The organism is Rouxiella sp. S1S-2, from assembly GCF_009208105.1.
In the GTDB taxonomy this organism is placed as follows: domain Bacteria; phylum Pseudomonadota; class Gammaproteobacteria; order Enterobacterales; family Enterobacteriaceae; genus Rouxiella.
Window position 1 is genome coordinate 694,819 of the sequence record NZ_WFKL01000001.1, and the last position, 21,754, is coordinate 716,572.

Below are 21,754 nucleotides of genomic sequence, written 5' to 3' on the forward strand. Positions count from 1 at the left end.
CTCATTGAGGCCTCAATCGTGCAATGAGGTAATCCTGGCTGCTGGCAACTTTGCCCAGTTGAATAGCTGCCGCCGGATCGACCTGTTTTGGACAGACTTCAGAGCAATAACCCACAAAGGTGCAACGCCACACGCCGTCTTCAGCGTTGAGCATAGGCATGCGCTGCCGGTTGCCATTGTCTCGGTTATCAAGGTTATAGCGCTGCGCCAGCACAATGGCAGCAGGACCAATAAACTCGGGATTAAGCCCGAACTGCGGACAGGCAGCGTAGCAAAGACCGCAGTTGATGCAGCCGGAGAACGGGTGATACTTCTCCATCTGCGCGGGCGTTTGACGATTGGGGCCTAGTTCTACGCCGCGGTCATTACCGATGATGTAAGGTTTGATTGCCGCGAGGCTCTCGATAAAATGGGTCATGTCCACCACCAGGTCACGCTCAACCGGAAAGTTCGCCAGCGCCGCTATTTTCATACCTTGTGGGTAATCACGCAGGAACGTCTTGCAGGCGAGCTTCGGCACCCCGTTGACCATCATGCCGCAGGAGCCGCAGATAGCCATACGGCAAGACCAGCGGTAAGACAGGTCGCTGGCCAGATTATCCTTAATGTAGCCGAGTGCATCGAGTAGCGAGGTCTGGTTATCAAAGGGGACCGGGTAGCTAACCGGATGCGGGCTGCTGTCGCGTTCAGGATTGTAGCGCTGAATTTCAATCTGCAGATTATTGAGCTTAATCACCTGTCTGCTCCTTATCTTTGAGGTCCTGCACGTCGGCGGCGGCTCCGTACACGCGCTGCGCCGGTGCCAGTGTGGTGATATTGACGGCAGAATAATCAAGACGCGGCGACCCATCGGGGATATAGAAGGCCAGTGAATGCTTGAGGAAATTAACGTCGTCGCGTTCGGTACAGCCATTGTCGACTCGCTGGTGGGCGCCGCGAGATTCTTTGCGCTGGAATGCCGAATGCACCATGCACTGCGCCACGTCCAGTCCGTAACCAAGTTCGAGGGTGTAGAGCAGGTCGGTATTAAATACGCTGGAGGTATCTTTAATTTTTACCTTTTTTAGCCGCGCTTTCAGCTCATCAATCTTGGCGATCGTTTTTTGCATCAACTCCGGCGTACGATAAATTCCGCAGCCTTCTTCCATCGACAGGCCCATCTCGTCGCGGATTGTGGCCCAATTCTCAGTCCCTTCTTGCTGCATCATGCTGTGCAAGCTGCGCTCAATGTCCCGACCCTGTGCGGTAATCGCCCAGTTTGACGCCGTATTGGCGTTGAGTGCGAACTGCGCCGCCTGCTCACCGGCCAGGCGGCCAAATACCACCAACTCTGCCAGCGAATTGGATCCCAGGCGGTTGGCGCCGTGCAGGCCGACCGAGGAGCATTCGCCTACGGCAAAAAGTCCGTCAATTCGCGTGGCGCAGCGGGCGTTGGTTTCTATACCGCCCATGGTGTAATGCGCGGTGGGGCGAACAGGAATAGGGTCTCGTGCCGGGTCGATACCGACATAGGATTTCGCCAGTTCACAGATAAACGGCAACCGCTCACGCAGCTTTTTCTCGCCGAGATGGCGCAGGTCGAGATAGACCACATCGCCTCTGGGAGTCGGGTCTGTACGGCCCGCCAGTGATTCATGCCAAAATGCCTGAGAAACTTTGTCGCGCGGGCCGAGCTCCATGGTTCTATTTTTCGGCTGCCCCAGCGGCGTTTCGGGGCCCATACCGTAGTCCTGTAAATAGCGGTAACCGTTTTTATTGATAAGGACTCCTCCTTCACCGCGGCAGCCTTCCGTCATGAGAATTCCCGAGCCCGGCAGTCCCGTCGGATGATATTGCACGAACTCCATATCGCGTAAAGGCACGCCGTGGCGCAGGGCCATGCCCATGCCGTCGCCGGTTACGATGCCGCCGTTGGTGTTATAACGATAAACCCGGCCCGCGCCGCCAGTGGCCATGACCACCGCTTTGGCGCGGATTTGAACGCGGGTTCCTTCCATCATGTTAATGGCCAGCAGGCCGTGCACGCGGCCATCGTCTACGAGCAAATCAACCACAAAATACTCGTCAAATCGGCGAATCTGCGGGTATTTCAGCGAAGTTTGATACAGCGTGTGCAGGATATGGAAACCGGTCTTGTCGGCAGCAAACCAGGTACGTTCCGTCTTCATGCCGCCAAATCGTCTTACGTTGATGCTGCCGTCGTCCTTGCGACTCCACGGGCAGCCCCATAGCTCAAGTTGGGTCATTTCCTGCGGGCAATGGCGGACAAAATAGTCGACGACGTCCTGCTCGCACAGCCAGTCACCACCCGAAACCGTGTCCTGAAAATGGCTGGCGAAGCTGTCATTATCCTGAGTAACGGCTGCCGATCCTCCCTCTGCGGCCACGGTATGGCTGCGCATAGGATACACTTTAGACACGAGGGCGATATTGAGTTGTGGATGGGCCTCGGCGGCGGCAATCGCGGCGCGAAGTCCCGCACCTCCAGCACCCACGATCACGATATCAGCACTAAAAATTTCCACGATATTGCTCCATGAAGAGGTGGAAACAGGGATGGGACGATGTTGATCTTGACGATCATACTTAAGGAGCAAGGCGTGGAATTTGATATAAACGCTGATTTCGCCAGTTTTCGCTGCAATAGCGTCGATGAGCGAAATTTGTTTGCATACGGGGATGCGGGTAGACTGCATGCCCTGTCTGACATCGGAGTAAGTAATCATGAGCGAAACAGCAAGCTGGCAACCCAGTGCATCTATCGCCAATTTGTTGAAGCGTGCGGCAATCCTCGCTGAAATTCGACGATTTTTCAGCGATCGCGGCATATTGGAGGTGGAAACACCGGCCATGGGTCAGGCGACGATCACCGACATTCATCTGTTTCCTTTTGAAACTTGCTTTGTTGGACCCGGTGCGGCGGAGGGCATGACCCTTTATCTGATGACCAGCCCGGAATATCACATGAAACGCCTGCTGACGGCTGGAAGCGGACCGATTTTCCAAATGGGAAAAAGCTTCCGCAATGAGGAAGCCGGGCGCTATCACAACCCGGAATTCACCATGCTGGAGTGGTACCGTCCACGCTACGATATGTACCGCCTGATGAATGAAGTCGACGATCTTCTGCAGCAGATCCTCGACTGCGATACGGCCGAAACCGTGTCTTATCAGCAAGTGTTTATCCGCCATCTCGAGGTTGATCCTTTGTCAGCCGACAAAGCCCAGCTGCGTGAAGTGGCCGCCAAGCTGGATCTTTCGAATATCGCCGATGAAGAGGAGGATCGCGACACGCTACTACAGCTGCTGTTTGCCATGGGCGTTGAGCCGCACATTGGCCGTGACAAACCGACTTTTGTTTATCATTTCCCGGCGACGCAGGCCTCTCTGGCTGAAATCAGTACGGAGGATCATCGCGTTGCCGAGCGTTTTGAGGTCTATTACAAAGGCGTGGAGCTGGCCAACGGCTTCCGCGAATTGACCGACGGGCGCGAGCAGCGCCAGCGTTTTGAGCAAGACAACCGCAAGCGGGCTGCCAGAGGGCTGCCGCAGCATCCTATCGATAACAACCTGTTAGCGGCGTTGGAACAGGGTATGCCTGAGTGTTCTGGGGTTGCGTTGGGTGTAGACCGCCTGATTATGATTGCCTTGGGTGCTGAAAGCCTGGCCGATGTATTAGCATTTCCTGTCACCCGCGCCTGATGAAACATTCTCCCCCTTGCACTACGAGGGGGATTTGCACAGTTTTAGTGCTGAGAAATCGAAAATTTGCACCTCATGAAACAAAAGTATGCAAATGAAGATTTTCTGATTTTAAAGTTTCAGGAAAAACTCACACCCCTTCATCCCTTGTAATACGCGACCTCGCCCGGTTTATGCACATTCCCTCCTTTCCTCTGGCCTGATTTATGCATAGCAGAATCATTACCCCACTATGCCGGAACCTCGTATGTCTGAATCCAATGAAAAAGAGCTGCTCTATGGACTGGAAGCGCGCATTGCCCCCGCGCCTGCGTTTTTCACTGCTGTTCAACACGTGTTGGCCAGCGTCGTTGGGATCATTACGCCTCCGCTGATCATCGGCTCGGTGCTAGGACTGACTGCCTATTTACCCTATCTGATCAGCATGTCGCTGCTGGCTTCCGGGATCGGAACCTTTATTCAGGCGCGCCGTTTTATGGGCATTGGAGCAGGGATGATCTGCCTGCAGGGCACCAGCTTTGCCTTTTTAGGCGTGATCCTCTCCGGCGGATTTTTGGTTAAAAGTCGTGGTGGTTCGCCAGAAGACATCATGGCGATGATCTTCGGCGTTAACTTTGTGGCGGCATTTATTCCGCTGGTCGTGAGCCGTTTTATTAGTCAGCTGCGCCGGGCTTTCACGCCGTTGGTGACCGGCACGGTAATTGTGCTCATCGGTATCAGCCTGATTAAAGTCAGTATTACCGACTGGGGCGGCGGCCATGGGGCTGCAGATTTTGGTGCACCGGCTAACCTCGGTCTAGGAGCCTTGACCCTGCTGGTGATTGTTATTCTTAACCGCACCTCAGTGCGCAGTCTGCGTCTGTCGGCGATTGTGGTGGGAATTGCGGTTGGCTGCCTGGCGGCGGCGTTGACTGGGCATCTGACCTTTAAACCTCTGCAGGGCAGCTGGTTTGAACTGCCGCGGCCATTCCGTTTCGGCTTCAACTTTGACTGGACTATTTTCGTGCCCATCGCGCTGGTGTCGTTTATCAGCATTCTCGAGGCGGTGGGCGACCTGACGGCCAACTGCATGTTGTCGCAGCAGCCGATTGAAGGGGAAAGTTTCCGCAAGCGCCTGAAGGGCGGCATTCTGGCCGACGGCGTGAGCTGCATGGTGGCGGCGATGTTCTCGGCTTTCCCCAACACCACGTTTGCTCAGAATAACGGGGTTATTCAGATGACGGGCGTAGCCAGCCGTCGCGTAGGGTTGTACATCGGCGGTCTGCTGGCCTTGCTCGGGCTGTTCCCCGTTATTGGCAGCGTATTGCAGCAGATCCCTGCGCCGGTGTTGGGCGGTGCAACGCTGGTGATGTTTGGCAGCGTGGTTGCGGCAGGTATCCGTATCATGACCCAGATGCCGCTAGGCCGCCGTGAGATGCTGATTGTCGCGATTTCATTTGGTATCGGGCTGGGCGTTGAGGCCGTGCCGGACGTGCTGAAACAGTTCCCGCAAATTATCGGCAATATCTTTGGTCATGCGGTGACCAGCGGCGGTGTGGTAGCCATGCTGCTGAATTTCATGATGCCCGCCGAGCAGCATGAAAAGGCCGTGGAGGCGGTAAAACCGATTAAAGTGAATTAAAATTCTGCGCTGCGGCGCCCCTGGATCAGCAGACAGGGCATAACTGAGCTGGCTAACTTTATGACTTTTAACCTAAAGGAGCCAGTTATGTTCACGCAACGTACTTGGATCAAAAACCCGCTCGCCGTTTTCACCGCCAATGCGCTCAATGCCGACGGCGGGGTTGTTATTGAAGGTTCCCGCATTGATGAACTGCTGTCCGTCGGGCAGCAGCCGTCGCGTCCCGTAGACAGCGTGATAGACGCCGCCGAATGCGTACTGCTGCCGGGGCTCATCAATACCCATCATCATTTTTATCAAACCTTAACCCGTGCCTGGGCACCGGTGGTCAATGCGCCACTGTTTCCGTGGCTTAAGCAACTTTACCCGATATGGGCGCGGTTGCAGCCCGATGCATTGGCGCTGGCAAGCCGCGTAGCAATGGCAGAGCTGCTGCTCTCCGGCTGTACCACCACAACTGACCATCACTATTTGTTTCCACAGGGCATGGAAGACGCCATTGACGTTCAGGTCGAAGTGGTGCGCGAACTGGGGATGCGCGCCTTGCTGACCCGTGGGTCGATGAGTCTGGGAGAGGACGACGGCGGGTTGCCGCCCATGCACACGGTGCAGTCGGCTGAGGTGATTTTGCAGGACAGCCAGCGGCTGATTGACCGTTATCATCAGCGCGGCGAGGGGGCATGGATGCAAATTGCGTTAGCGCCGTGCTCGCCTTTTTCAGTGACGACCGACATCATGCGCGAAAGTGCACGTATGGCGCAGCGTGAAGACGTGCGATTGCACACCCACCTTGCTGAAACGCTGGACGAAGAGCAGTTCTGTTTGCAACGTTTTGGGCTGCGAACGGTGGATTATCTCGACAGCGTTGGCTGGTTGAGCGACCGGACTTGGCTGGCGCATGGCATTCATTTTAACGACGAAGAAATTCGCCGTCTTGGCGCGGCGGGCACCGGAATTTGCCACTGTCCGGTATCGAATATGCGGCTGGCATCAGGAATGTGCCCCACCCGCGACCTTGAGGCCGCAGGTGCGCCGATTGGCCTCGGTGTTGACGGTTCGGCCTCTAATGATGCCTCTAACCTTATGTACGAAGCCCGGCAGGCGCTTTATTTACAGCGGCTGAAATACGGGACTGAATACGCGACGCCTGAGCGGATACTGGGCTGGGCAACGCGCGGATCGGCACGGGTCATTGGTCGCGACGACATCGGACAGCTCGCGGTGGGCAAGCAGGCGGATCTGGCGCTGTTTAAGCTGGATGAATTGCGGTTTAGCGGGAGTCACGACCCCATTGCCGCGCTATTGTTGTGCGGAGCTGAGCGTGCAGACAGCGTGATGGTGGGGGGGAAATGGCGAGTCAGAGAGGGCAAGATCGTCGATATGGACATAAAATCACTGATTTTGCAGCATCGTCAGGCCGCTAAAAAGCTGTTCGAAACGCTGTAGAAAGACCTTTTCCCCCTGCGGGCAAAAACGCAGGGGGAAATCAGGGCATCAATACTACAAATCCCCCGGCGTGCGCGGACCTCCGCTGCTGAGCGTAGCATTGCCGCCGTTTTGCGCGCGATGCAGCGTTTCCATCCGTACCTGGAAAGGTGGGAAGGGCAGAATAATACCGTGTTCACGGAATCCGGCCAGAATCAGCTGATGAATTTCATGACGCAGCGGCATACGGTGTGCCATCTCGGCGGCGTGCATACGCAATTCGAAAATTTGAATACCCTGCTGTAAATCAACCAAATAAGCTTCGGGCGCCGGCGTATCCAGCACCAGTGAGCACTTGCGAGCCGCCTGGGTCAAAATTGACGTTACCTCTTCACTGTTGGCCTCAACCGGTGCAGGCACGGTGAGCACCACGCGGGTGACAGAGTCTGACAGCGACCAGTTGATGAACTGTTCAGTGATAAAGGCCTTGTTCGGCACGATAATCTCTTTGCGGTCCCAGTCAACGATAGTGGTTGCTCGGGTATTTATCTTGGTCACGCTGCCGGTGAGGTTGCGGATTGTCACGGTATCGCCAATGCGAATCGGTTTTTCGAACAGGATCATCAGGCCGGAGATAAAGTTGGCAAAGATTTCCTGCAGGCCAAAGCCCAATCCGACACCCATTGCGGCAACCAACCACTGTAGCTTGCCCCATTCGATGCCCAGCATGGAAAAGCCGGTCAGGCCGCCTATCAGCAGCACGGCGTATTTGGTGATGGTCAGCGCAGCGTAGCCAGTGCCTGGCGTGAGGTCCAGATGCTGCAAGAGCGCCAGCTCGAGCAGAGCTGGGAGGTTACGCACCAGTTGAGTGGTGATGATAAGCACCAGAATCGCAATCAGCACGTGGCCCAGCGTAATGGGCTGCATGCTCTCTACACCCTGCGCGGTTGAGGAAACGTCCCACAGTTTGATATTTTCGAGGAACGAAAACGCAGAGTGGATTTCTGACCACAGAAAAATTAGCGACACTAGCGCAATCATTGCCAGCAGAGAGCGAACCAGACGCAGCGACTGCGCGCTGATGGTATCGAGGTCAACCACCGGCTCTTCAACCTCAATCGCACCTTCACTGCTGTTGGCCAGCTGTGATTCCTCTTCACCTTTCGCGCGCTGAGACAGTATCTCGGCGCGGCGCTGTTTGGCACGCTCAAAGGCGATTTTGCGCCGCTGAATCAGCATCCAGCGGCGAATAATGTGATAAATCACCAGCAGCAGGAACCAGATTGCCAGCGAGGTTTCCAGTCGAGCCAGCAGCGCCTGTGAGGTCGCCAAATAACCCAGCATTGAGGCAAAGGCGGCAATCAGCGGCGCAGAAAGCATCATCCACCACAGCGTGCTGTTCAGCAGATTTTCACCGTCACCCTGTTTATCCAGATAGAGCGGTATGCCCGCGCGTTTGAGGCTCTGGGTGACCAGACTCAGGAGCACGCAAAGTACGATGAAGCACAGGCGTCCGAGGGTGTTGGAAAACTCTCGGTCATTGAGATTATCAAAGGTGATCAGCGCCATAATCAGCGGCACAACCAGCCAAATTGAGAGCGAATAGTAGCGCAATGCGCGCGCGACGCGACGCTGTGGCCAGTTGAAATGGGTGATGAACAGACCTTTAGGGTGTGCCAGATAGTGACTTATCATAAACAGCCACAGCACCGGCAGCGTGGCGGTTACGCCGTCGCCTATTGCCACCGCAATCGGAAAAGGCCACGCGCTTTGCAGACCGTAGCCCAACGCCGCCCACAGTACCGGCAGGGGCAGTGCCACCAGAATTGACCAGAAAACCGTGCGCGCCGTCAGCGAAAACTGATCCTGCGTCACTTTGCCCACTCGGCTACTGGCGCGGTCGAGGAAGTTATAGTAATGGCGGCGTGAACTGACGCCGACAATCACCAAAATCAAGGCAGCAAACAGCGGCAGAAGCGTTTCCTTGCTGGTCACCATCATTACTGAGGCTTTACCTAATTGGGAAAAGGTATCCAGCGACAGCAGGCGGTTCAGATCATGCATGATCTGCAATGGATAACTAAAGCCGACTGGACTGACGTCGGCGACCCAGAACAGATAGCGGTGCGCGGCATCGTTGATGTCTTTCAGCGCTTCAACCAGCTGCGTGTTGGCCACTTTTAGCTTGGTTAACTCGAGAATCTGCGTGTCGCAGCCTGATAGCAGTGAGTTAAGTAAATCGGTTTGCGTTTTCAGCTGGGCCTGAAGGATCCTCTGCTGCGCGGCGCTGAGCGGCTGGCCGTCGTCCTGACGCCCCTGGCGATACTGCTGCTGTTTGCCGAGGAGATCTTCGTAGTGCAGGCGCTGAACGCGCAGCTGGCCCATTTCGCCGTCCAGCTGTTGCGGTTTGGGCATTTCAGGCAGTTTGGCAACCTGAGCGCGCAGGGTTTCACCGAGCAGCGGTGAGGCATCGAGCCACTGAGCCTGTTCGCGAATGGTGGTCAATGCCTGACGAACTTGCAGGGTTTGCGCGGCGGCCATGCGCTGTTGCGATGAAATCAGATCCATGCGTTGCGCCTGCTGATTTAACGCTAATGAAAGCTCGCGGTTGGCCTGCAGCTGCTGCGTAATCGACTTTGGCAGTTCGCCGCTTTGCTCTGCCAACTGCTCGGTTTTTTCTAGCGCGGTTTCGGCCTCACGCTGACGCTGGGCATTAAGATTGTTGCGCAGAGTTTGCAGCTGTTCATCAAGACGATCGTGGCGCGTTTTGTAGAGATCGGCGCGGATCCTTGAAAGTTCCTGGCGATTGTTGGCAGAAAGCTGTGCCAGTTCAAGCTCATCAACCCGCGCCTTGCGGGCCGCAGACTCTGCCTGCAGGGCTTTAAGTTTGGCCTGCGCCAGAACGGTTTTATTATTGTTAAAACTTTGCAGACGCTGATCGATATCGGCCAGCGCGTTGCGTGCCTCGGACTGCTGCTGCGGCAGCTGACTCAGAGAGTCGCTTATTTCACGCGAACGGTCCTGCTCTTGTCGAAGCTGGCGAGCTTCTTCAAGCAGCTGGCTGCTGACCTGAAGGATCTGCTGGTCGAGTTCGGTGCTGGAAAGCGTGTCGTCCACCGGCAGCGGTTTATCAGTTTGTACTTTTAGCTCCTGACGCAGGCTTTGCGTCAGGCGCGGAAAGTCATCGATAACCGTTTGATATTGCCCGGATCGTGCCTGTGAAGCGCGCGACTCGCTGAGCCAGTTGAGGGCACTCTGCAGTGACTCAACCACCTGAGCCTGATTGGCCATTTCCTTATTGGATTCGGCTTGCTTCAGCTCCTGTTGAAGCTGGTCTTCTGAGAGCGCTGCGTTGGCGTACAGTGGCAGCGCCAACAGCAAACTCACCAATAGGCTGGGTATCAGGCGCACGGACAATTTCCTTTCAACAATCTTAAATAACGCTTTCGGCTGAGACCGGCTCGGCTGCGCGATGGCGTACAGCTTCGGCAAACGGCTCACCCATGCGAGTGACGGTGCCATTTTTTAGCTGCGGAACAAACTCGACCTGATTGGCGGCAAACAAATTAATAACCGTTGAACCGAGCTTGAAACGTCCCATCTCCTGGCCTTTTTCAAGCGAAATGGCGCCCTCAGCACCGGCGGCCGGATAGGTCCAGCGCTTAATGATGCCTTCGCGTGGTGGCGTAATTTGACCTGCCCAGACGGTTTCAATGCTGCCAACGATGGTCGCACCGACCAGAATCTGCACCATAGGGCCAAACTCAGTATCAAATACGCAGATGACACGCTCATTGCGGGCAAAAAGATTCGGGACATTAGCCGCCGTCAATGGGTTGACGGAGAACAGGTCACCCGGCACGTAGGTCATTTCACGCAGCACGCCGTCGCAAGGCATGTGCACGCGGTGATAGTCGCGCGGCGCGAGATAAGTGGTGGCGAACATGCCTTCGTTGAACTGTTCGGCCAATTGATAATTACCGGCCAGTAGGGCTTCTAGCGTGTAAAAATGGCCTTTGGCCTGGAACAGCTTACCGTCGCTAATCGGGCCAAGCTGGCTGACTGCGCCGTCGGCTGGCAGGCATAGCATATCAAGACCGCTGACCACCGGACGCGCACCGGCGCGCAGTGGACGAACGAAGAATTCGTTGAAAGTCGGGTAGGCCGAGAAGCTTGGATCCTGCGCCTCTTTCATATCAACTTTGTAATAACCGGCAAATGCCTTGATGACCCACTGGGTCAACAGGGCGCCACGGCGTTCGGCGCCCCAACCTGCAAGTCTGGTAAGACCTTGTTTAGGAATTAAATATTGAAGTTTTATTTTGATCCTGTCTAACACGGGTCATCCTCTAAAAAAATTGAAAATAAATAGCCAAAGCAGCCCAGTATGTTAATCAAACTGACGGCTGTTTTCAGAGGCTATCAAAGTTTTTACGCGTTTTTACATCGGCCATGCTCTCGAGGATACGGTGATAGTTATCAAAACGCTCCTCGGCAATCTCGCCTTTGTCGACGGCTTCACGAATTGCACAACCTGGGTCATTGCCGTGTTTGCAGTCGCGGAATTTGCAATAGCCGAGGTAGGGACGGAATTCAACGAAGCCCTGAGTGATTTGCTCGGGTGCCAGGTGCCACAGGCCGAATTCACGAACGCCCGGCGAGTCAATGACGTCGCCGCCGTGCTGGAAGTGATACAGGCGAGCGGCAGTAGTGGTGTGCTGGCCCAGACCTGAGTTATCAGACACATCGTTGACCACGATTTGCTTCTCTTCCGGCGGCAGCAGCGAGTTCAGCAGGCTGGATTTCCCCACCCCGGACTGACCGGCAAAGATGCTGATTCTGTCGGTCAATGCGGTAATAAACTCCGGCATGCCTTCTTCGGTATAGCTCGACACTTCTAACACGCGATAATTGATACGACGGTAGATATCCATCATTTGCGCCACAAACTTGCGGCTCTCATCGTCGAGCAGGTCGATTTTGTTCAACACGATCAGCGGCTCGACTTCAACCGTTTCACACGCCACCAGATAGCGGTCGATAATGTTTAGCGACAGCTCCGGCAAAATGGCGGAAACAATCACAATCTGGTCGATGTTGGCGGCAATTGGTTTGACGCCGTCGTAGAAATCTGGACGCGTCAATACCGACGTACGTTCGTGTACGGCTTCAACAATGCCTTTAACGCTGGCGTTTTCGCCTGAACGCCAGACGACGCGGTCACCGGTGACCAGTGAACGGATGGTCCGACGGATGTTGCAGCGATGCTGGCTGCCGTCGGTAGCTTCAACGTCGGCATGCATCCCGAAACGGCTGATCACCACACCTTCTTGTGGTTCACCGTGCAGGGAGTCGTCTAGCTCTTTACGTTTGTCGGTCTTGGTCAGACGACGCTCGTGGTTGGCGTTAACGCGACGTTGTTGCCCTTTTGACAGTTTTATCTTAGTCACTGCGCCTCACTTGACTGGCTTTAATCGCTCGTTGCGACCAAAACGTCTATGATACCAGCTATTTCGTATTAATTAACCGTTGTGGGACTTTTCATGACTGGAGTATCTATGTCTGCAAGCAATAACAGCCCGACCGCAAGTGATAACAATTTGATTTGGATCGATTTGGAAATGACCGGCCTTGACCCAAAGCGCGACCGAATCATTGAAATTGCCACGCTGGTGACGGATGCAAACCTTAATGTGCTGGCTGAAGGTCCGGTGATGGCGGTGCATCAATCCGATGAACAGCTTGCACTGATGGATGAATGGAACGTGCGTACGCACACCGGTAGTGGCCTGGTTGAACGGGTTAAAGCCAGCACTTTCGATGAAAATACCGCCCAGCAAAAGACCATTGAATTTTTACAGCAGTGGGTCCCCGCAGGGAAATCGCCTATCTGTGGCAACAGCATCGGTCAGGACAGGCGCTTCCTGTTTAAGTACATGCCGGAGCTTGAAGCCTATTTTCACTACCGCTATCTTGATGTCAGCACCTTGAAAGAGCTGGCGCGTCGCTGGAAGCCCGAAATTCTTGACGGATTAACTAAGCAGGGCACCCATCAGGCGATGGACGATATTCGCGAGTCAGTGGCTGAGCTTGCTTACTATCGTGAACATTTTATCAAGCTGTGATCGGCGGCAAAAATATTTTTACTCTGTTTTCGATAGGCTGAATGATGCCTTTTGCTGGTTAATTAAACGCTTTGTTCTTTTAATCAGCAGTTGAACGCTTTATTGAATAAAAACAGGTTTTTTTCTGGAATGGGGCTTGCGGCATGAAAGATTTCTCGTATAATGCGCACCCCGTACCGATGAAGAATTTCGTTAGTATGCAGAGCGGGAATAGCTCAGTTGGTAGAGCACGACCTTGCCAAGGTCGGGGTCGCGAGTTCGAGTCTCGTTTCCCGCTCCAAATTTTTTTGATTGGCTTTTCAAAAGTTAATTGAAACGATTATAGTAAGAAAAGCAGTAAAGCAAACAGCAGTACCATGCGACGCGGGAATAGCTCAGTTGGTAGAGCACGACCTTGCCAAGGTCGGGGTCGCGAGTTCGAGTCTCGTTTCCCGCTCCAAACTTTTCAAATGTTGTATTTATTGAAAAGAAGGCGACTCTTCACAACGAAGAGAGCTTCTGGAAATAAAGTAGCAACCTGGTGCACATTGCATCTCTAAGCGGGAATAGCTCAGTTGGTAGAGCACGACCTTGCCAAGGTCGGGGTCGCGAGTTCGAGTCTCGTTTCCCGCTCCAATTTTCTTCTTCAAATCACCAACCCAGTCACAATGCCTCTTACGGGCGTTTTTGCCTTTGCCAAAAATGAGTTGAATTAATTTTGTGAACAGAGTTATCCACAGATTTCGTTCGTTTTTTGCACTGTAGGTTATTCGTACGCTGCATATTGCCAAAAAATAACTAATTGATTTTTATCGATAAAAATTAATACTAAAACGTTATGGCGATCGCTTGCTCTTTTTTTTGCAATTGATCGGCAAAGCAATTTTATTTTTATGCACAGCGGGGATAATTCTGTATTAACAAAATAACCCCCATTTTATGCGTCTCGCGGCAAACCTTTTTCCACCGCTCTGATCAGCCTTTTCTTCTGTGAAGACTGCACCTCTATCTGGTGTTCGCTTCTTCTGGCCAGCTGCTGTGCGATAGCCCACTCGATATGTTCGTCCAGCATACTATTTTCCCCTTTTCTGCTTTGCAGCGTTAAAACGATGTTTTCATCGTAGGGGGCATTGCCCAGCGCCACGGAAATATTACGCAGCCAACGCAGATGTCCGATGCGTCTAATGGGCGAACCTTCAGTAATGCGCAGAAACTTCTCCTCTTTCCAATTGAACAGCGCGATGAGCTCAGGGGCATGAAGGGCGGCTCGCGGGCTGAAATCATCTTCGTCGGTCAGTTGCGAGTAGCGGTTCCACGGGCAAATAAGCTGGCAGTCATCACAGCCATAAATACGATTACCCATCAGTGGACGAAATTCTTCTGGAATAGCGCCCTCAAGCTCAATGGTCAGATAAGAGATACAGCGACGTGCATCGACCTGGTAGGGCGCAACGATAGCGCCGGTCGGGCAGATAGTGATACAGGCCACGCAGCGCCCGCACTGCTCTTCCTGCGGTTTATCCACCGGCAGGGGCAGGTCGATGAGGAGTTCGCCGAGAAAGAACCATGAGCCGGATTCTCGGTTAAGAATTAGTGAGTGCTTACCAACCCAGCCGAGTCCAGCCTTCTCGGCTAAAGGGCGTTCCATGATGGGGGCTGAATCAACAAATGGACGGAAGCTGAGTGCAAGGTCAGGTTGAGATTCAGTGCAAAATGTCTGGATCATATCGCCGAGCTTTTTCAGTCTTTGGCGTAAAACTTTATGATAGTCGCGGCCCAATGCGTAGCGACTCACGTAGCCAAGTGTTGGATTGTTAAGCGTTTTTGCGAAGGCGGCCTTGGCGGGAAGGTAGTTCATGCGCACACTGATAACCCGCAGCGTTCCGGGCAGCAGCTCATGCGGGCGGGCGCGTAACATGCCATGACGCGCCATCCACTCCATCTCTCCGTGATATTGTTTATCAAGCCATGCCTGTAGCTTCGGCTCTTCAGCCGACAGGTCGGTATCGCAGATACCAACCTGTTGGAAGCCTAGCGACTGGCCCCATTGCTTGATATGTTGGGCTAATTGTTCGAGATCGAGGAGGTGCGTCATGACTAACCAAATTGAAAAACAGGACCTGCACAGTTTACCCTATTCCGTCTATTCTGCAGACTGGTTGCGGCAGGCCGAATCGCAAGCGGCGCAGGATACAGGCCTTTCATTGTTTACGCTAATGCAGCGTGCCGCCGCCGCCACTTTTCGTGCTACTCGACAGAAATTTCCCCATGCTACCCAGTGGCTGGTGCTTTGCGGCCACGGCAATAATGGCGGCGACGGCTATGAAGTTGCGCGTCTGGCTAAAAATGCCGGTCTCAGCGTAACTCTGCTGGCGGTAAGCGGCTCCAAACCCTTACCCGCCGAAGCTGAACAGGCAAAAAAAGGGTGGTTGAATGCCGGCGGGCAGGTTGGCAACATCAACGCCGACTGGCCGCAGGATGCTGACCTGCTGGTTGATGCACTGTTGGGCACGGGGCTAACTTCGGCGCCGCGGGAACCGCTGGCGCAGGTGATTAAAGCGATTAATCAGCAAAATGTGCCGGTTGTTTCGCTTGATATTCCGTCAGGGCTGGCGGCCGAAACCGGCACGGCGGCGGGGGAAGCGGTTCACGCTGCGCTGACAGTAACGTTTATTGCCCTGAAGCCCGGCCTGCTCACCGGACAGGCCCGCGACTACGTCGGTGAGTTGCAGCATAGCGCGCTGGGCCTTGAAAGCTGGCTGAGCGGCCATCGGCCCCTGCTGCAGCGCCTTGACGCACGGCGGTTGGCTGAATGGCTCAAACCGCGTCGGCCCTGTTCCCACAAGGGCGAGCACGGACACTTATTGCTAATTGGCGGAGATACGGGCTTTGCTGGCGCTATCCGCATGGCGGCAGAGTCCGCGCTGCGCACCGGCGCAGGTATGGTGCGAGTACTCACTCATAAGCAACATATTGCCCCGCTTCTCACCGCCCGTCCCGAGCTGATGGTGCAGGCGTTGAACGACGAATCGTTGGCCGAGGGCCTGGATTGGGCCAGCGCGGTGGTCATTGGGCCGGGGTTAGGTCAGAACGATTGGGGAAAATCCGCTTTCAAACGCGCGTCCGAAAGCGAAAAACCTGCATTATGGGATGCAGATGCGCTTAACATGCTGGCAAAAAATCCACAGAAACGGCAAAATCGCGTCTTGACGCCTCATCCCGGTGAGGCCGCCCGACTGTTGGGTTGTACAGTGAAGGAAATTGAAAGCGACCGCTTACTTTCTTTGCAACGCCTGACCGAACGCTACGGTGGTGTCGTGGTATTAAAAGGCGCGGGTACGCTGATAGGCTCTGAAGACGGCCAAGTCGCGATTGCCGACGTCGGTAACGCCGGTATGGCAAGCGGCGGCATGGGTGATATCCTTTCAGGCGTGATTGGCGCCTTGCTCGCCCAGAAGTTATCTTTTTATGATGCAGCCTGCGCCGGAACGGTAGTTCACGGTGCGGCGGCAGACATCATTGCGCAACGCCAGGGCACACGCGGCATGCTGGCAACGGATTTGTTAACCTGGATAACCCCGTTGGTTAACCCTGACCTAGAAAAATAGACATTATCCAATGAATCAACTGACCTTACCTCTGCCAGACGAAGACGCAACCTTGAAACTTGGGGCTGATTTAGCCACTGCCTGTATGGGCTCAACCGTTATCCATCTTTTTGGAGATTTAGGCGCAGGTAAAACCACCTTTAGCCGCGGTTTTTTACAGGCGCGCGGACACAAGGGCAATGTTAAAAGCCCAACTTATACGCTGGTGGAGCCTTATCAGCTTCATCCGATGGCGGTTTATCATTTTGATCTGTACCGTCTCGCCGACCCCGAAGAGCTGGAGTTTATGGGCATTCGCGACTATTTTACCGAAGACGCGATTTGTCTGGTGGAGTGGCCGCAGCAAGGTGCGGGCGTTTTGCCTGAACCTGACCTGGAGCTGACGCTCGACTACCAGGCGGAAGGACGATTGGCGACCATCAAGGCCGTTTCACAGGCCGGTAGCCGTCTACTGCAGAAGCTACAAGAGCAAGGATAATGCTGTAATGATTCAATGCGTTAACAGATTTTGGAAAACAGTCGCGGCTATTGTGGTGCTCACGCTTACCTTGATGGCACCGGCTGCAATCGTTCCTGCCTTTGGTGCAGGCATGAAAAATATCAATGTTTCCAATGGGAGCGCACAATCGACCGTTACCATCACATTTGATGGTAAACCTGACTATTCCTTCTTCCCGCTGCACAGCCCAGAGCGGGTGGTGATCGATATTAAGCAAAATGGCGTGATGCGCGGACTGCCGCTGAATTTTAGCGGGCAAAATCTGGTAAGACGCGTGCGCGCCAGTACCCCGGCCGAGGCGACAACGCAGCGTCTGGTATTTGAATTGACCCAAAGGGTTAGAACTAACGCACAGGTTCAGCTGGACGGCAACCAGTACACCGTGGTGTTTACGCTCAACGCCGCTGCACCGCAGCGGGGTTCCTCACCGACTATTTCTCGCGTGCAAACAACCAGCAAGGCCGCGCCTGCCGCACTGCCGGCGGGTAATCCTTTTGACGGCGATAAAGCTCCCCTCACGACCCGTGCCCCCGTTGCCAGCACCGGCCTCACGCCAAGAACGCGTGGTACAACCTCTGACAATCAGGTGATTGTAGCAATTGATGCCGGTCACGGCGGCCAGGACCCTGGCGCACAGGGCAGCGGCGGCCTGAAAGAGAAAAATGTGACCATTGCCATTGCCCGCAAGCTGCAGGCCGAGATGGCCCGCGACCCTATGTTTAAACCCGTGCTAACTCGCGACGGCGATTATTTTATTTCGGTTATGGGCCGCTCGGACGTGGCGCGTAAAAAGGGCGCTAACCTGCTGGTCTCTATTCACGCCGATGCGGCGCCGAATCGAAGTGCCAGCGGTGCGTCTGTGTGGGTGCTGTCCAACCGCCGTGCCAACAGCGAAATGGGTAACTGGCTCGAACAGCATGAGAAACAGTCGGAACTGCTCGGCGGTGCCGGAGACATGCTGGCCAATACCGCCTCAGATCCTTATCTCAGTCAGGCGGTGCTTGATTTGCAGTTTGGGCACTCACAGCGCGTAGGGTATGACGTCGCCACCAAAGTATTGCAGCAGCTGCGCAAAGTGGGCGCGCTGCACAAAGCCAAGCCTGAACACGCCAGCCTCGGAGTATTACGTTCACCGGATATCCCTTCGCTGCTGGTAGAAACCGGCTTCATCAGTAATCCAAGTGGGGAGCGGCTGCTTGGAAGCAGCGCGTACCAGGATAAAATTGCTCACGCCATCTATGAAGGCCTGCGCAGTTATTTCCTGGCACATCCGTTGCAATCCGGCCCAAAGGTCGAAAACCGACCGTTGCTGGCGAGCGCAACGGCGGTAACTGACTCAACGCCAGCAAGCGGATCACTGAGCCAGCCGGGGCCGATTGAAGCCACGGCGGCGCTGGGCGGCGCCACACAGATTCATCAGGTAAAACGCGGTGAAACGCTGACAGGCATTGCGGCGCATTATGGTACTACGCCGAGTACGCTGCGCGATCTCAACAAGCTGAAAAAAGACGGCGTGTGGGTAGGGCAGCGGCTGAAAGTTCCGGCAGCCACTTCTGCGGTTTCACGAAACGTGACGGCGAAAGTCAGCAAAGCGCAGTCGGCCAAAAAGGCGGCGAAGCATAAAGTGGTGCGCGGCGATACGCTGTCGGCCATTGCTTCAAAATACGGTGTTAGCATGAGCGATATTAGAACGGCGAATCACATGAAATCCGGCGATGTGCAGCTTGGTCAGACCCTGACCATTCCTCACTCCTGACCGGGCGTTGAAGGTAATCTTTTCACGATGACAGGAGCGACCATGCCGATTCGGATACTGCCACCGCAGCTGGCAAATCAGATTGCCGCCGGTGAGGTTGTTGAACGGCCCGCGTCGGTAGTGAAAGAGCTGGTTGAAAACAGTCTCGATGCGGGTGCCACGCGCATTGATATTGATATTGACCGCGGCGGCGCCAAGCTTATTCGCATTCGTGATAATGGCTGCGGTATTGGTAAAGACGAACTTGCGCTGGCTTTGGCGCGTCATGCCACCAGTAAAATCAGCTCGCTTGACGATCTTGAGGCCATCCTCAGCCTGGGCTTTCGCGGCGAGGCGCTGGCCAGTATCAGCTCCGTTTCTCGTCTGATGCTGACCTCACGCACCGCCACGCAGGATGAAGCCTGGCAGGCCTATGCCGAAGGGCGCGACATGGCGGTAACGGTAAAACCGGCCGCGCATCCGCAGGGTTCAACGGTTGAAGTGCTGGATCTTTTCTACAACACGCCCGCACGTCGCAAGTTCATGCGCACGGAAAAAACCGAATTCACCCATATTGATGAAGTGGTCAGACGCATTGCGCTGGCGCGTTTCGACGTGGCGATTAATCTCAGCCACAACGGCAAGCTGATGCGACAGTATCGTGCGGTGAAAGACCCGGCACAAAATTCGCGCCGTCTGGCCAGCATCTGCAGCGCCACTTTTGTTGAACACGCGCTTGAGGTTGAATGGCGTCACGGCGATCTTGCCATTCGCGGCTGGGTTGCTGACCCTGCAGGTTCACGCAGTCTGACTGACATGCAGTATTGCTATGTAAATAACCGCATGATGAAAGACCGGCTGATCAACCACGCGATCCGCCAGGCCTATCAGGACCAGCTTAAAGATGATCAGCAGCCTGCCTATGTGCTGTATCTCGACGTCGATCCCCATCAGGTTGACGTTAACGTGCACCCCGCTAAGCACGAAGTTCGCTTTCATCAGTCGAGGCTGGTACACGACTTTATCTATCAGGCGATAGTGACGGTGTTGCAGCAGGCGGGCAGCCCGCGGCTGAACACCGAAGAAACGGCAGAAGAGCAACCGCGCTGGCAGCCCGAGAATCGTCAGGCCGCGGGCGGTAACCATTTTGCTCAACCTTCCGAACCGGCAAGAAGCACGTCAACACAGCGGGAACCGGCGGCAAAAACACCCTCAGCGGCTAAACCTGTTTTTCCTGAAACCTCGCGTTCTGCACACCTGCGTGAACCTGCTCAAAGGTTTACAGAAGGTAATCCATACACCAGGCCGCAGGGCGAGCTTTATCAGCAACTGCTGCAACCGTCTGAAAATTCAGCATATAACACTGCACAGAAGCCTGCGCTTAACAACGCATCCGCCGCGCCAGCGGTGAGTGAGAAAACGGCGGCTGTGACAAATACAAACGCCGCTCAGGAAGATGCCCTTGAAGGGCACAGCCAGAGCTTTGGTCGGGTGATGACGGTGTGCAATTCACTCTTTGCCCTGCTGGAGCGTGAACAAAAACTTGTGCTTTTATCACTGCCCGTAGCGGAAAGATGGTTGAAAACGGCCCAGCTCACCCCCACTTCTGAAGGATTACGGCCTCAGCCCTTACTTATTCCGGTAAAACTGACGTTAAGTAAGGAAGAACGTACGGCCTTTACTCAGCATCAGGCCATGTTGCAGCATTTTGGTATAGAAATGCTTTTGGAACAGCAGCGTGGGACCTTACGCGCTGTACCTTTACCATTACGTAAACAAAATTTACAAAAGTTGATACCCGACCTGTTAGGCTATATTGCGGTTCTGCGGGAGGTCACTCCTGATGCGGTAGCTATGTGGTTCGCCCGCAGTATCGGCAGTGAGCATGAGGTCTGGACTGTTTCACAAGCAATACAATTACTCACGGACGTTGAGCGGCTTTGCCCCCAGTTGGTCAAGTCCCCCCCGTCCGGACTCTTGCAACCTGTTGATTTACAGCCGGCATTGGCGGCTTTCAAGCATGACTGATCTAGAAAACAAAGCTTTACCTCCCGCTATTTTTATTATGGGCCCTACGGCTTCGGGCAAAACTGCCCTGGCGATGGCCCTGCGCCAGCATCTTCCGGTTGAACTTATTAGCGTCGACTCTGCTCTTATCTACAAAGGCATGGATATCGGCACGGCAAAACCTACCGCTGAAGAGTTGCAGGCCGCTCCGCACCGTCTGATAGATATTCTGGACCCTGCGCAATCTTACTCGGCCGCTGATTTCCGCGCCGATGCACTGCGTGAGATGAATGAAATAACCTCGCGTAAGAAAATTCCGTTATTAGTGGGTGGAACAATGCTTTATTTCAAAGCGTTGCTCGAGGGGCTTTCTCCTCTTCCACCGGCGGACCCAAAAGTGCGAGAACGCATTGAGGCGCAGGCTGCGCAGATGGGATGGGAAGCTTTACACGCTACACTGAGTGAGATAGATCCCGTTTCGGCACTGCGAATTCATCCGAATGATCCGCAGAGACTCTCCAGAGCACTGGAAGTTTTTTATATTTCGGGTAAAACTTTAACGGAACTCGTTAAAACTTCGGGTGAAAGCTTACCTTACCGGGTACATCAATTTGCGATTGCACCTACGAGTCGTCAATTGTTGCATGATCGTATTGAAATGCGCTTCCAGCAAATGGTCTCGAACGGATTCGAAACCGAAGCCAGGGCGCTTTTCACTCGAGGTGATTTGCATACGGACATGCCTTCCGTTCGTTGTGTGGGTTATCGCCAGATGTGGTCATATTTTTCTGGCGAAATCGACTACGATGAAATGGTTTATCGTGGTGTTTGTGCGACACGGCAGCTGGCCAAACGCCAGATGACCTGGCTGCGTGGTTGGGAAGGGGTCGAATGGCTTGATTCAGAAAAGCCGGAAGAAGCCTTAAACCGTGTAATTCAGGTTGTTAGTGCATAGGTTGGATGATTGTGTACAATTGATAAGTACTCAACGCGCAAATTTTTTATGTGATTTATTTTCGAGCTTATAGGCTCTAAGTTACAAACAACAAACAA

At 54.3% G+C, this 21,754-nt stretch carries 15 protein-coding genes and 3 tRNA genes; 12 read left to right on the top strand and 6 right to left on the bottom strand.

All coding sequences use genetic code 11. From position 1 onward, the window contains the following. Position 1: 1 nt before the first annotated feature. Both GA565_RS03280 and frdA read right to left on the bottom strand, forming a co-directional pair. A complete protein-coding gene (locus tag GA565_RS03280; RefSeq protein ID WP_226950897.1) occupies positions 2-736 on the bottom strand; it encodes a succinate dehydrogenase/fumarate reductase iron-sulfur subunit in 735 nt (244 codons plus the stop codon). Then, positions 729-2,525, bottom strand: a complete 1,797-nt coding sequence (gene frdA, locus GA565_RS03285) for a fumarate reductase (quinol) flavoprotein subunit (protein ID WP_226950898.1) — start codon at positions 2,523-2,525, stop codon at positions 729-731. The genes GA565_RS03280 and frdA overlap by 8 nt, the downstream gene beginning before the upstream one ends. Positions 2,526-2,724: 199 nt before the next feature. Between frdA and epmA the strand changes: the two genes are divergently transcribed. From epmA to GA565_RS03300, 3 genes are all read left to right on the top strand, one after another. Then, entirely contained in the window at positions 2,725-3,702 is a 978-nt protein-coding gene (gene epmA, locus GA565_RS03290; protein WP_152197334.1) for an elongation factor P--(R)-beta-lysine ligase, read from the top strand. Between the two features lie 247 nt (positions 3,703-3,949). Continuing rightward, positions 3,950-5,323 carry a nucleobase:cation symporter-2 family protein gene (locus tag GA565_RS03295; protein ID WP_152197335.1) on the top strand — a complete coding sequence of 458 codons (1,374 nt, stop codon included), beginning with the start codon at positions 3,950-3,952 and terminating at the stop codon, positions 5,321-5,323. 87 nt (positions 5,324-5,410) lie between these two features. Beyond that, a complete protein-coding gene (locus GA565_RS03300; protein ID WP_152197336.1) occupies positions 5,411-6,769 on the top strand; it encodes an 8-oxoguanine deaminase in 1,359 nt (452 codons plus the stop codon). Between the two features lie 54 nt (positions 6,770-6,823). Here GA565_RS03300 and mscM read toward each other — a convergent pair whose 3' ends face one another. The 3 genes from mscM to rsgA form a co-directional block, all read right to left on the bottom strand. Continuing rightward, complete coding sequence (gene mscM / locus GA565_RS03305) at positions 6,824-10,159, bottom strand: miniconductance mechanosensitive channel MscM (RefSeq protein ID WP_152197337.1); 3,336 nt, start codon at positions 10,157-10,159, stop codon at positions 6,824-6,826. Positions 10,160-10,181: 22 nt separating this feature from the next. Continuing rightward, positions 10,182-11,087 carry an archaetidylserine decarboxylase gene (gene asd / locus GA565_RS03310; RefSeq protein WP_152197338.1) on the bottom strand — a complete coding sequence of 302 codons (906 nt, stop codon included), beginning with the start codon at positions 11,085-11,087 and terminating at the stop codon, positions 10,182-10,184. Positions 11,088-11,160: 73 nt separating this feature from the next. After that, positions 11,161-12,198, bottom strand: a complete 1,038-nt coding sequence (gene rsgA, locus GA565_RS03315) for a small ribosomal subunit biogenesis GTPase RsgA (RefSeq protein WP_152197339.1) — start codon at positions 12,196-12,198, stop codon at positions 11,161-11,163. A gap of 108 nt (positions 12,199-12,306) precedes the next feature. On the opposite strand from rsgA, the gene orn reads away from it, so the two are divergent. The 4 genes from orn (at position 12,307) to GA565_RS03335 (ending at position 13,488) form a co-directional block, all read left to right on the top strand. Then, a complete protein-coding gene (gene orn / locus GA565_RS03320; protein WP_055782303.1) occupies positions 12,307-12,873 on the top strand; it encodes an oligoribonuclease in 567 nt (188 codons plus the stop codon). A 204-nt stretch (positions 12,874-13,077) separates the two neighbouring features. Then, positions 13,078-13,153, top strand: a tRNA-Gly gene (locus GA565_RS03325). Positions 13,154-13,236: 83 nt separating this feature from the next. Further along, positions 13,237-13,312, top strand: a tRNA-Gly gene (locus tag GA565_RS03330). Positions 13,313-13,412: 100 nt separating this feature from the next. Continuing rightward, positions 13,413-13,488: transfer RNA gene (locus GA565_RS03335), tRNA-Gly, on the top strand. Positions 13,489-13,789: 301 nt separating this feature from the next. On the opposite strand, the gene queG is transcribed toward GA565_RS03335, so the two are convergent. Further along, entirely contained in the window at positions 13,790-14,947 is a 1,158-nt protein-coding gene (queG, locus tag GA565_RS03340; protein WP_152197340.1) for a tRNA epoxyqueuosine(34) reductase QueG, read from the bottom strand. Between queG and nnr the strand changes: the two genes are divergently transcribed. From nnr to miaA, 5 genes are read left to right on the top strand one after another with little or no spacing between them, the layout of a single operon-like run. After that, a complete protein-coding gene (nnr, locus tag GA565_RS03345) occupies positions 14,946-16,460 on the top strand; it encodes a bifunctional ADP-dependent NAD(P)H-hydrate dehydratase/NAD(P)H-hydrate epimerase (protein WP_152197341.1) in 1,515 nt (504 codons plus the stop codon). The two genes, queG and nnr, sit on opposite strands and share 2 nt — an antisense overlap. 10 nt (positions 16,461-16,470) lie before the next feature. Further along, complete coding sequence (gene tsaE / locus GA565_RS03350) at positions 16,471-16,938, top strand: tRNA (adenosine(37)-N6)-threonylcarbamoyltransferase complex ATPase subunit type 1 TsaE (protein WP_152197342.1); 468 nt, start codon at positions 16,471-16,473, stop codon at positions 16,936-16,938. A gap of 7 nt (positions 16,939-16,945) precedes the next feature. Then, positions 16,946-18,715 (top strand): N-acetylmuramoyl-L-alanine amidase AmiB, encoded by a 1,770-nt coding sequence (gene amiB / locus GA565_RS03355; RefSeq protein ID WP_152197343.1) that lies wholly within the window; start codon positions 16,946-16,948, stop codon positions 18,713-18,715. A gap of 42 nt (positions 18,716-18,757) precedes the next feature. After that, the gene (gene mutL / locus GA565_RS03360) at positions 18,758-20,722 is read left to right on the top strand and encodes a DNA mismatch repair endonuclease MutL (protein WP_152197344.1); all 1,965 of its coding nucleotides are present in this window, start codon (positions 18,758-18,760) and stop codon (positions 20,720-20,722) included. Then, the gene (miaA, locus tag GA565_RS03365) at positions 20,715-21,656 is read left to right on the top strand and encodes a tRNA (adenosine(37)-N6)-dimethylallyltransferase MiaA (RefSeq protein WP_152197345.1); all 942 of its coding nucleotides are present in this window, start codon (positions 20,715-20,717) and stop codon (positions 21,654-21,656) included. The genes mutL and miaA overlap by 8 nt, the downstream gene beginning before the upstream one ends. Positions 21,657-21,754 lie beyond the last annotated feature (98 nt).